The organism is Polaribacter sp. PL03, from assembly GCF_033875165.1.
Taxonomy (GTDB): Bacteria; Bacteroidota; Bacteroidia; order Flavobacteriales; family Flavobacteriaceae; genus Polaribacter.
In genome coordinates this window covers 169,880-181,606 of sequence record NZ_JAWZSV010000006.1, presented here as the reverse complement: position 1 = coordinate 181,606, position 11,727 = coordinate 169,880, and the positions used below count along the sequence as shown (strand labels likewise).

Below are 11,727 nucleotides of genomic sequence, written 5' to 3'. Positions count from 1 at the left end.
TATGAATATTTTAGTTTTAAATGCAGGTTCTTCTTCCTTAAAATATCAAGTAATAGAAATGCCAAGTCAAACTGTAAAATGTGTTGGTTTGGTAGAAAGAATAGGAATGGTAGACGCCATTTTTACACACGAAAAAGAGGGTAAGAAGTATGCAGAAACGTTGCCAATTTTAAATCATAAAATTGGTTTAGAAAAAGTTACAAAAACATTATTAAGCTCAGAAATTGGAGTTATAAATTCTGTTGATGAAATTAAAGCTGTTGGCCACAGAGTTGTTCATGGTGGTAGTAAATTTAGTAAAACAGTTGTTGTAGATAAAGAAGTTAAGGTTAGTATTCGTAATTTATTTGATTTAGCTCCTTTGCATAATCCGGCAAATTTAACAGGAATAGAAATTGCTGAAACAATTTTTACAAACGCAACACAAATTGCTGTTTTCGACACGGCTTTTCATCAAACAATGCCAAAAGAAGCATATCAATACGCAATACCAAATACATATCTAGAAGAACACAAAGTAAGAGCTTATGGTTTTCATGGCACAAGTCATAAATATGTTTCTGAAAAGGCAATTGAATATTTAGGTAAAAATTCTTCAAAAATTATTACAATACATTTAGGTAATGGTTGCAGTATGGCTGCTATTAAAGATGGTAAATCTATAGAAACTTCTATGGGATTCTCTCCAACTAATGGCTTAATTATGGGTACAAGAGCTGGTGACATCGACCAATCTGTTATTTTCTTTTTAATGAAAAAATTAAATAAATCTGCAGATGAAGTTAACAATTTATTACATAAAGAATCTGGAATGAAAGGTTTAACTGGTTTTTCTGATTTAAGAGAGATTGAAGAAAAAGCTGGTAAAGGAAACGAAAATTGTATAAACGCATTAAAATTAGCTAGCCATAGAATTAAGAAATTTATTGGTTCTTACACTGCCATTCTAAATGGTTTAGATGCTATTGTTTTTACTGCAGGAATAGGAGAAAACTCTAGTTTAATGAGACATATCTCTTGTGAAAACTTAGAATTCTTAGGCATTAATTTAGATGAACACAAGAATGAAATTCGTTCTAAGGAAATTCGTGAAATTCAATTAGAAACATCTAAAGTTAAAATTTTAGTGATACCTACAAATGAAGAAATTGAAATTGCAAAACAGACTTATGAACTTTTAAAATAAAAAAAGCATTTCTGAATAACAAAACTCAGAAATGCTTTTTAATAAAATTATCAAAAAACTTAATTTTTAATAATTCTTTTACTTGCTATTTTACCCTCAGTTGTTTTCACTTTTAAAATATAAACACCTTTAGATAAGTTTCTAATATCTAATTCTTTTTTATTTGAAGAGAAAACCTTTCTTCCTAAAACGTTAAATAAAACGATATTTTCAACTTTAGAATTTGCAGTATCAATAGTTATAAAATCTTTTGTTGGATTTGGATATGCTGTAAAGCTTAAAGTAGCAAAATCACTTACGCTTGCAGTAGGTTCGTTTCCATAATAATATGTAGTTCTGCTATTAGTAGAAGATTTTCCTGAAATTTTATTCACAACACTGAAAGTAGGAAAAAGAACATCAAGACCTGTTTTATCTCTGAAAGGATGTGAAAAACTAGACATTAATTTTGTAGTATCAAAAGTTATTGTTACTAAAGGTTGCACAGTTAAAATACCATTATCTAAATAAGATTCTATCTCTGTAACCGTATTTCCATTAGCATCATAGGTATATTCAGATTTGTAATCAGTTGCCCAATTTGTGCCATTCCAAATTTGTCCTTCATCAATAATAACTCTATTATTACCATCATAAGTAAAAATAGTTCTGTCTGAATCAACCCAATTTGTACCATTCCATTCATCCGATTTTGAAACACTAACATTTCCATTTGAATTATAACTAAAAGTTATTCTAAAGGAATCTTCTTGTCCAAGAAACCAAGTAGAACCATTCCATTCATAACCAATTGCAGAAGAAAGTCTATTACTAGTATATGTCAAATCAAATTTACCCTCATTTACCCAATTAGAATTTAAAAATGTTTGGTTTAAAATTTGACTTAAATCTCCATTAGAATTATAAGTATTTAAAGTTCTTTCTTGTGTTCCTGTGATATTGCCATTTACATCATAATTTTCATAAGTTTCTGCAATAACCTTATTATTTGAATTATAAGTATAAATGGATGCGTAAGATTTAACCCATTGAGAAGTTTGCCAATACAAATCTACTGATTTTGTCAAATTTCTGTTATTATCATAAGTATATTCAATTTTGTTACTAATAATCCAATTTGCACCATCATAATATTCCTCTATGTTAGAGGTAAGCTTGTCTTGACCAACCATAAAAGTTGTCATAAAAATAAAAAGTAATAAAGTATTTTTTTTCATAATTGTATTGTTTTTAATTATTTTTAAAAATATTTATATAAAATTGTAAAAACAATACCTAGTGTTAGGTATATTTTGATAAGAAATCAAGTTTCAAAATAATTGTGAAACCCCTTTCAAATTTTTACATTTGCTATTCAACATATTTATAAAAAAACAGAAATGGGTAGAGCATTCGAACTAAGAAAAGGACGCAAGATGAAACGTTGGTCAGCAATGGCAAAAACCTTTACTAGAATTGGTAAAGATATTGTAATGGCTATTAAAGATGGTGGTCCAAATCCTGATTCAAATTCTAGACTAAGAGCTGTTATGCAGAATGCAAAAGCTGCAAACATGCCTAAAGACAATGTAGAAAGAGCTATTAAAAAAGCTACTGATAAAGATACTGCAAACTATAAAGAAGTTTTGTTCGAAGGATATGCACCTCATGGAATTGCACTTCTTTTAGAAACTGCTACAGATAATAATAATAGAACAGTTGCTAATGTTAGATCTGCTTTTAATAAGTGCGATGGAAACCTAGGTACTTCTGGGTCTGTTGTGTTTATGTTTGACCATGTATGTACATTTACTCTTAAAAAAGAAGATATTACGGTAGACTTAGAAGAACTAGAGTTAGAATTAATAGATTTTGAAGTTGAAGAAGTTTTTGATGATGAAGAAGGAATAATTATTTATGCTCCCTTTGAGCAGTTTGGTGCAATACAATCTTTCTTTGAAGAAAACAATACAGAAATATTATCTTCTGGCTTTGAAAGAGTTCCTACTACTACAACAAAACTAAATGAAGAACAACAAGCAGATGTTGAAAAACTTTTAGAAAAATTAGAAGAAGATGATGATGTACAAAATGTATTTCATTCTATGGAAATGTAAAACACTCTCCACATATTCTATAAATACAAAAAGTCGTGATAATTAAATCACGACTTTTTTGAATCTTCAATGTAATAATTTCAATCCCCCAATCTAGTTATTACAGAGTCTCCTCATAACTTCTTCAAATATAGATATATTTTACACTTTAACAATATTATAACACCAACTAAACTACAACATTTACTTTTTTATTGTATAAATTCTACTACATTTACACTACAACAATACTTACAAGCTTAAAAATGAAAGAAATAACCTCACTGAGAAATATATTTTTTCTATTATTTATTTTTCAAGGTACCACCTATTTTTCACAAGATATTATAGTTAAAGATCAAGATTTTTGGCATTATTATGACAATGGTTACTTAGAAAATGACTGGATAAATCTTACTGATTTTTCTAATTGGAAAAAAGGAAAATCTCCCTTAGGTTATGGTGATAAAAAAAACAAGACAGAACTTAATTTTGGTAATAATAAAAAGAAAAAACATATTACTAAATATTTTAAAAAGAAATTTTTAATAGATAACAAGTATGTTGCTTATGAATTTAAATTACAAAGAGATGATGGCGCAGTAGTTTATGTTAACGGAAAAGAGCTATTTAGAGATAATATGCCCAACTCTACAATTAATAACACAACAATAGCTATTAATACAGTTAAAGGAGAAGATGAACACAACTTTAAACAGCATTTTTTTGATAACTCTATTTTTAAAAATGGAGAAAATATTATAAGTGTCTCCGTACATCAGTCCTACGAATACTCTAGCGACTGTATCTTTAGTTTAGAAATAATTGGGCATAACAATACAGATGTTTTATCTTTTGTTGTAGATAACAAAAATAAAACTAACAAAGAATTAGAAGTTAAGATAAAAGATTTAAACTCAAAATTTGAATATGAAAAAATCCTACTTCAAAAAGAAAGCATAGAAAACACTAATTATAACTTAAAGGTTTTAGTTTTTTTAATTAGCATACTCTTTATCATATCATTGTTTGCTAATTATTTTATAATTCAAAATTTGAAGAAAAAGAGTTTAGAAAAAAACATGAAATTAAAAAATCTAAACTCTGAAGTTTTATCTAAAGAGAAAGAAATGATCACCTTAACTACAAATCTACTTCATAATAAACAATATTTTAAAGAAATAAAAGCAGATTTAAAAGGTATAAAAACAGAAGAAAAAACTGTTATAAAAGAAATTACTAGTCAGATTGATCATGTTTTAAAAAGAAATGAAGAATGGGACACTTTAAAGGAACATTTTAATGCTGTACACGACAATTTCTACGATAAACTCATCGAAAAACATCCTTCTATTTCTGAAACAGAATTAAGACATTGTATGTTTATAAAACTACATATGCAAACAAAAGAAATAGCAAGAATACTTTCTATAGACCCAAGATCTGTACAAACAGGAAGATATAGAATTAAAAAGAAAATGAATTTAGATGAAGATGAAGATTTAAGGAATTATCTTCTAAACTTAAGTTAAAACTTAACTAAATCCAACGTTTTATTACGTTGGATTTTTTTTGTCTCTGTTTCTATAAAATGATTTATAAAATAGATTTCTTTAGGAACCTGAAACTTAGATAACGATTGTAGATTCTTAATTTTAGTTGCTAAAAGTTTTTTTAATTTTAATTCCCCATTCCCCTTATATTCAACAATAAGAATTAATTTCTGCCCTAATTTCTCATCGGAATTACCAATAACAAAGAAACGTTGTGTTATAATTTTAGATAGTTTTTCTTCAATTTTTTCTGGATGTAATTTTATTCCACCAGAATTAATAACATTATCAAATCTACCTAACCACTCGAATTGAGTATCAGAAATTAAACGAACAACATCATTCGTAAAAATAACTTCATTTGAAATTTTATCGTTTTTTATAACTAAACAATTTCTTTCATCTCTATAAATAGTTGTGTTAGGCAACGTTTTATAAAAAGATTTCTTAGAAAAATTCTCTTTTAATAATTGTAAATTATTTAATTGCTTAACAGCTATATGAGTAATTGTTTCCGTCATACCATAAGTAGCAAAAACATGTGTAGAAACACTTTGTAATTTTTCTTGCAATTGATTAGAAACAACTCCACCGCCAACAATTAGTTTTTTAATTAAACTTAATTTACTTAAAGAACTCTCTACTTGTAAAGGCACCATTGCAGAAAAATCGTAATTAGTAAAAACATTCTTTAAGGGCTCTGAATTTGATAAAACAACATCTAAACGCCAACCTAAGGTAATTGCTCTTACAAGCATCATTTTACCCGCTATATACGCTACAGGTAGACATAATAAAGCAGTTGTATTTTCTTTTAGATCAAAAAACAATCCTGTTGCAAAAGCAGAATGCTGCATTTGTGTTTTTTGTAATTGTATGAACTTAGGTTTCCCTGTAGAACCAGAAGTTTGCACAATAACAAATTCTTTACTAGAAAACCAATCTTCTAAAAAAAGATGAATCTCATTAGAAAAATTGCGTGTATATTTAAGTAATTCATTAATGTTAGCGAACGAATTATTATTTAATTTAAAATCTTTATGAAAATTATTATTCTCCAATTTCATCTAAAACTCTATAATTTTCTTTTAAATTAATTGGCTGTGTAATTTTACCTGTTAATTTTTCTTTCCAATTAGACCAACCATATTTTTTAGAAAAAATAAATAGCATTAAAGGATATAAAACAAAAACAGGAAAAAACATTTCCCAAGTTACAGCTGGCTCAGAGGTATCGATATACAAAGCATCTGTCTGAAAAACCGTCCAATCTGTAGTTATTAAAAAAGCCGCAGTAATATTATTAACTGCGTGTAAACCCAAAGAAATCTCTGTTCCTTCATCCATTAAAGTTACAATTCCGTAAAACAAACCTGTACCAATATAAAAAACCATGGTAATTTGCCCCAATTTTGCAACCTCTGGATTTGCGCCATGTAACAAGCCAAAAACTACTGAAGTAATAAGTAAAGGAACCCATCTATTTTTTGCCAAAACACCAATTCCTTGCATAAAATAACCTCTAAAAAGCAATTCTTCTAAACTTGTTTGAAAAGGTAAAAACAAAAATGAAATTGCTACTAAAGTAAAAAAAGGAGTTGCATTAAAATTCCAAGTAAAATTTTCTGGTGCTAGTAAAATACCAACAAAAGACATTGCTACCGCTAAAATACCCCAAACAAAAAAACCGTAAAAAAAACGCTTCCAATCAATTTTGTCTCTACTAGTAATTAAAGAAGTAATGGTTCTTTTGTGTATATATTTTACTCCAATAAAAAGAAAAATTAACCCTATAAAAAAAGTAAGAATCATTAAAAACAGTAAGAAATTTTTATTTAAGCCAGCTGTCATAAATCCATCTTCTGCAAATTCAGAAAACTGAGTCATATTTTCTGATTTTGCTGCTGCTGCCATTAATAAAGGAAAAGCACCAATAACCTGCCAACCTAAAACCACTAATATAAATGTTAAAACCCAATGATACCATTCGTTTTTACCTTTATATGCTTGTTCTATATAATTCATGTTTCTTATAAGTTAAAATTCCATTTTCTGGAAGTATTGTAATGCAGTGTTCCGTTTTTTACTTCTAACGGACTTTCAAAATTATTAGTAAACAAACCTCCTGTTCCTAAACCTTGGGGCAGCTCATTCTTTAAACTGTGCGTAAATTGTGCAATTGCATTTAAACCAATATTACTTTCTAAGGCAGAAGTTATCCACCATTTTATATTTTTGCTTTCAGCTAAATCAATCCATTCTTTACTTCCAGAAAAACCACCAACTAAACTTGGTTTTAAAATAATAAATTGCGGTTTTACAGTTGCTAATACTTTCTTTTTTTCTTCGGATGAAAAAACACCAATTAACTCTTCATCTAACGCAATTGGTAATGGCGTATTTTCACATAAAAAAGCCATTTCTTGTAATTGACCTTGTTTAATTGGTTGCTCTATGGAGTGAATATCTAATTCTGAGAGTATTTTTAACTTATCTAATGCATTTTCTGGTTTAAAAGCACCATTTGCATCTACTCTTAATTCTATTTCATTAGAAGAGAACTCTTTTCTTATCGATTTTAATAACATAATTTCTGTATTAAAATCTATGGCACCAATTTTCATTTTTATGCAAGAAAAACCGGTTTCTAACTTTTCTTGAATTTGAGATTTCATAAACTGCTTATCTCCCATCCAAACTAAGCCATTAATAGCTATTGCTGAATTTCCTTTGGTAAAATCTGAAGGAAATAAATTAAACTTATCTGTACTTTCTAATGATAAAAAGGCTTGTTCTAACCCAAACTGAATAGAAGGAAACTCGATACATTCTTTTAATAAAAAATCGAGTCGTAAATTTATGTTTTTACAGACCCAAATTAATTTCTCTTCATAATTAGGAACATCGTCTATACTTAAACCACGAAACAAACCTGTTTCGCCAATACCAGTTTTACCATTTTTTTCTAAAAGAATAAACCATGTTTCTTTTGTTCTTAAAACTCCACGGGAAGTTCCACTAGGATTTTTAAAATTAAGAATGTATTTTTTATATACTGCTTTTATCAACCTAAAATAGATTTATTGTTTTTCTACAAACGTTTTAAAATTATTTAAATACGATTGGTCTTGTTTTTGAAAAGTACCTTTAAAATAAGGAAACATACATGCCATTATAAAAGATTCACTTTGGCATCTAGCGTTTAAGGTAATTATTGTTTTTCCATTTTCCTCAGAAAAAAGAAAATCGTCTTTCTTTAACATGTTTTCTGCATCGTAAAAAAAAGTAACTTTTTCATTAGGCACATATGCCATAATTTTTTTGGTCATATTTATTTCTTGTCCTTGGTTTAAAACCACAACATTATAAATATTACCTGTAATACCTGGGTTGTTATTTACAACTTCTACAGATTGAATATCTGGAACCCAATTTTTAACACTATCAATTTCCATGAAATTACTAAAAACTTCGTTAAGTGGTTTTTCTATAGAAATTTTTGCTGAATAACTAGTGTCTTTAATAACCAAACCAGTTGCTAAAAAAGCCAAAACTAAAACAGAGATAATAATTAAAATTACTTTTATTGTTTTCATATATAAATTTTAAAAAAGTTGTCCTATTCCTAATAGAACAGCAAATAAAAAGGTGCTTAATGCTACTTTTTTTAATTCACCATCTAACGCTGCAGGAATGTTATTTTTTGATACTGTTATTGCATTTTTTATTAATGGAATAAATGCCACTAAAAAGATACATTGATAAATAGATCTAAAATCTAGAAACACGAAAACCAAAGCAGCAATTAATGATAAAATGATTAATAAATAATGATATATTTTTGCTTTATCTGTTCCTAATTTTACTACTAAAGTATTTTTATTATTCTTTTTATCTTCTTCTCTATCTCGTAAATTATTCAAATTTAAAACTGCAGTACTTAATAAACCTACAGATATTGCTGGTAAAAATATTTTAAAGTCAATTTGTTTTGTAAACAAAAAATAACTTCCAACAACGCTTAATAATCCGAAGAAAAGAAATACAAAAACATCTCCAAAACCGCTATAACCATAAGCAGAATTACCAACTGTATATTTTATAGCCGCTGCAATAGATGCAATACCTAAACCAAAAAATAAAATTGAAAGTCTGAAGTTCTCACTACCAAAGGCAACGAAAATTAATAACAAAGCAATAATTAAGGTGATAATTGTAGTAATTATCATTGCCATTTTCATTTGCTTTGGCGTAATTGCACCAGAAGAAACCATTCTTGCTTCTCCTATTCTATTTGTATCAGAACCTTTTATTCCGTCTCCGTAATCGTTTGCAAAATTAGACAAAACCTGAAAACCAATTGTGGTTAAAATTGCTAACCAGAAAATAGGAGATTCCCAAATTGAAGTTTTCACACCATTTATTGTTAAATTATTTACAAATTCATTACCTAAAACTGCACCAACAATTATCCCAGAAATAGATAAAGGAAGCGTTCTTAATCTTGCTGCTTTTATATAACTTTTTACATCCATGATTTCTTACTAGTTTCTACTTTAAATAAAGTGTAATTATATATTTTTTGTGCTTTTTCTAAGGGTATGCAAGGTAGTTTTATTTTACCAGATGCAGTCTGAAAAACTAAATCTGCAACGTTTTTTCTCACTTGAAAAATAGTTTGTTTCAATTCTATATTTTGTACTTTAAAAAAAGGCAAAAAAGTTTTGTGTGTTTCTACTATTCCTTGACCAACTAAAAGTAATTCTTCATTAAAAAGGTAGTATCGTTTTCTGAATTTTAATTCGATAATAAAAATAAAAAGGAGCACTAAGATAATGTTTACTAAAAAAACATAATTATTTTCAACTACAAAATACAAACCTATATTTAATGCCACAAAGAAGAAAACGCTTCTAACATACATTCTATATTTAAAATATGAATGTGAATAATTCTTATTAATACCTTCTAATATTTCTCCTGGAAAAAGCAATGTTTTTATTGCAGTAACCTGTTCTTTATTACAACCAACAATCTTAATAATCTTATCTTGTTTCTTTTTTACTTTTCCGCTAATAGCCTGCTTAAAAGTAATAAATGAAATACCTAACCATTTTTTTATTGGATTGTGAGAAATAGTAATGTGCTGTACTTTATCTTTCTTTAAAATAACAGATTTCTTTGTTGTTAAACCTTGATAAATTTCTAATGCGCTATTCTTTACAAAAACAGTTAAATTAAAATGTCTAAGCACAACTCTAACCACAGAACTTAAAACAGCAACAACCGTTAAAGAAATAAGCAAACCTATTATTAAAATAACGCTTGTTTCTAATGCAGAAGTATTATTAGATATAAAGTCTTTTAACTGCTCTCGTTTACCTAAACCTTTAACTAGTTCATCTATTTGTTGATAAAAACCAACTAAAATTGCAAATAAAAGCAACAAACTCTGTAAATGATTTTCTGTTATACTTACTTTCATTAAAGCTAAAAAATCTACTTTTAATAAAGGTTTTTCAACAACTTTAGTATCTATCTCAGATTCTGTTACATTATTATTAAAAATTGTAATGGCTTGTTTTAAAGCACTCGCTTCTTTAAAAGATAATGCTTTTATAGATATTTCTGCTTTACTAGAACCAGCAGTTTCAAGATTTACTTCATGAACATTTATAATTTGCTGAATAATATTTTGCTTAAAATTAATGTTCTGAATTCTATCAAAAGGAATAGAAGTATTTGTTTTTTTTATGATTCCTTTCTTTAAAATAAAATGTTGATTTTCTATTTTAAATTTAAAATTTTTAAAAATTAAAAAAGCTCTAACCAAGAAAAACAATAACAAACCACCAACACCTAAATAAATGTAAAGTAGTACTTCGTCTGAAATTTTAGAAAATTTTTGAATGAAAAGAAAAAGTAAAACCCAAAAAGCTTTTAAAACTTTGTATAAGATGTTTAGATAAATTACAAGAATTCCTTTTTTAGATTGCCTTCTAAACTGGCTAAAGTTCTCTGTATTACCCATCTATTTTATTACTGATGAATTCTTTAATTTGCTGCGCTTCCTCTTTTAAAAGTCCGCTAATTTTTAAATCGTCACTACTATCTCCTGCAGTAAAAACACTTAGAGAAACCAAACCAAAAAAACGAGAAATAGGTCCTTGATCAATTTCTACATGCTGTATTCTATTAAAAGGAACTGTGGTTAAACTTCTAAAGAAAACACCTTTTTTGTAAGAAATATCTTTTTCTCTAACGGCATATTTTCTCTTTTTAAAACCAATAATTTTTATGGTAAATATTATAACTAAAAGAATAGCAATTATAAGATAAATCCAAATTGAATATTCAGATAATTCGAAAAGATCTTTATAATTAATAAAAAAAGCTGCTACAAAAAGCGCTACAAAAACTAAACTTATATTTATAATTATAACTCTTAAATACTTGTTATTTATCGATTTAAAATCAATTTTAGTAATATCTGGAAAGGAAGTAACTTCTATATTTTGAAAAGAATCTATCATATAGCTACTTCAGACAAAGCATCTTGAATGTGAACTCGTAAACCATCTCTTATTGCTTGCACAAAAGCATCTGGATACTTACTTAAAATACTTCTACGAAATGCTCTTGCTTCTTTGTAAGTTGCAAACTCACCTAATCTATATTTAATAAAGCTATCTTCTATATAAATAGTAACACCTTCTAGGTTTTCGAAGGTTTCATTCTCGTTATGTAGTGCTGCTATTTGAACCGTAAACAAAATTTTATTTTCTACTTCGTTCTCTATTATTGTACTTACTTTATTTACAATAACAGGTTTAGATTCTTTTTCTGCAGCATTATTTTTTGCGCTTGTAGAAAAAGCTGTTATTAAAAGGAAAATTAAAAAAAAATGTTTCAT

At 27.4% G+C, this 11,727-nt stretch carries 12 protein-coding genes; 3 read left to right on the top strand and 9 right to left on the bottom strand.

Annotation, left to right across the window (positions count from 1 at the left end; genetic code table 11):
• Nucleotide 1 precedes the first annotated feature (1 nt).
• On the top strand, nt 2-1,186 hold the full coding sequence (locus SHK09_RS13450; RefSeq protein WP_319811305.1) for an acetate kinase: 1,185 nt from the start codon (nt 2-4) through the stop codon (nt 1,184-1,186).
• 59 nt (nt 1,187-1,245) lie between these two features.
• On the opposite strand, the gene SHK09_RS13445 is transcribed toward SHK09_RS13450, so the two are convergent.
• Nucleotides 1,246-2,403, bottom strand: a complete 1,158-nt coding sequence (locus SHK09_RS13445) for a T9SS type A sorting domain-containing protein (protein WP_319811304.1) — start codon at nt 2,401-2,403, stop codon at nt 1,246-1,248.
• Nucleotides 2,404-2,565: 162 nt separating this feature from the next.
• Between SHK09_RS13445 and SHK09_RS13440 the strand changes: the two genes are divergently transcribed.
• Together SHK09_RS13440 and SHK09_RS13435 are read left to right on the top strand one after the other, a co-directional pair.
• Nucleotides 2,566-3,282, top strand: a complete 717-nt coding sequence (locus SHK09_RS13440) for a YebC/PmpR family DNA-binding transcriptional regulator (protein ID WP_319811303.1) — start codon at nt 2,566-2,568, stop codon at nt 3,280-3,282.
• A 245-nt stretch (nt 3,283-3,527) separates the two neighbouring features.
• Entirely contained in the window at nt 3,528-4,793 is a 1,266-nt protein-coding gene (locus SHK09_RS13435; RefSeq protein ID WP_319811302.1) for a hypothetical protein, read from the top strand.
• Here SHK09_RS13435 and SHK09_RS13430 read toward each other — a convergent pair.
• From SHK09_RS13430 to SHK09_RS13395, 8 genes are read right to left on the bottom strand one after another with little or no spacing between them, the layout of a single operon-like run.
• Entirely contained in the window at nt 4,790-5,881 is a 1,092-nt protein-coding gene (locus SHK09_RS13430; protein WP_319811301.1) for an AMP-binding protein, read from the bottom strand. The two genes, SHK09_RS13435 and SHK09_RS13430, sit on opposite strands and share 4 nt — an antisense overlap.
• Nucleotides 5,865-6,839 (bottom strand): CPBP family intramembrane glutamic endopeptidase, encoded by a 975-nt coding sequence (locus SHK09_RS13425; protein ID WP_319811300.1) that lies wholly within the window; start codon nt 6,837-6,839, stop codon nt 5,865-5,867. The genes SHK09_RS13430 and SHK09_RS13425 overlap by 17 nt, the downstream gene beginning before the upstream one ends.
• Nucleotides 6,840-6,844: 5 nt before the next feature.
• Complete coding sequence (locus tag SHK09_RS13420) at nt 6,845-7,882, bottom strand: o-succinylbenzoate synthase (RefSeq protein WP_319811299.1); 1,038 nt, start codon at nt 7,880-7,882, stop codon at nt 6,845-6,847.
• Between the two features lie 12 nt (nt 7,883-7,894).
• A complete protein-coding gene (locus SHK09_RS13415) occupies nt 7,895-8,410 on the bottom strand; it encodes an SRPBCC family protein (protein ID WP_319811298.1) in 516 nt (171 codons plus the stop codon).
• A gap of 9 nt (nt 8,411-8,419) precedes the next feature.
• On the bottom strand, nt 8,420-9,349 hold the full coding sequence (gene menA / locus SHK09_RS13410; RefSeq protein WP_319811297.1) for a 1,4-dihydroxy-2-naphthoate octaprenyltransferase: 930 nt from the start codon (nt 9,347-9,349) through the stop codon (nt 8,420-8,422).
• Nucleotides 9,340-10,845, bottom strand: coding sequence for a PH domain-containing protein (locus tag SHK09_RS13405; RefSeq protein WP_319811296.1), 1,506 nt, complete (start codon nt 10,843-10,845; stop codon nt 9,340-9,342). The genes menA and SHK09_RS13405 overlap by 10 nt, the downstream gene beginning before the upstream one ends.
• On the bottom strand, nt 10,838-11,347 hold the full coding sequence (locus SHK09_RS13400) for a PH domain-containing protein (RefSeq protein WP_319811295.1): 510 nt from the start codon (nt 11,345-11,347) through the stop codon (nt 10,838-10,840). Before SHK09_RS13400 ends, SHK09_RS13405 begins: the two co-directional genes overlap by 8 nt.
• On the bottom strand, nt 11,344-11,727 hold the full coding sequence (locus SHK09_RS13395; RefSeq protein ID WP_319811294.1) for a hypothetical protein: 384 nt from the start codon (nt 11,725-11,727) through the stop codon (nt 11,344-11,346). Before SHK09_RS13395 ends, SHK09_RS13400 begins: the two co-directional genes overlap by 4 nt.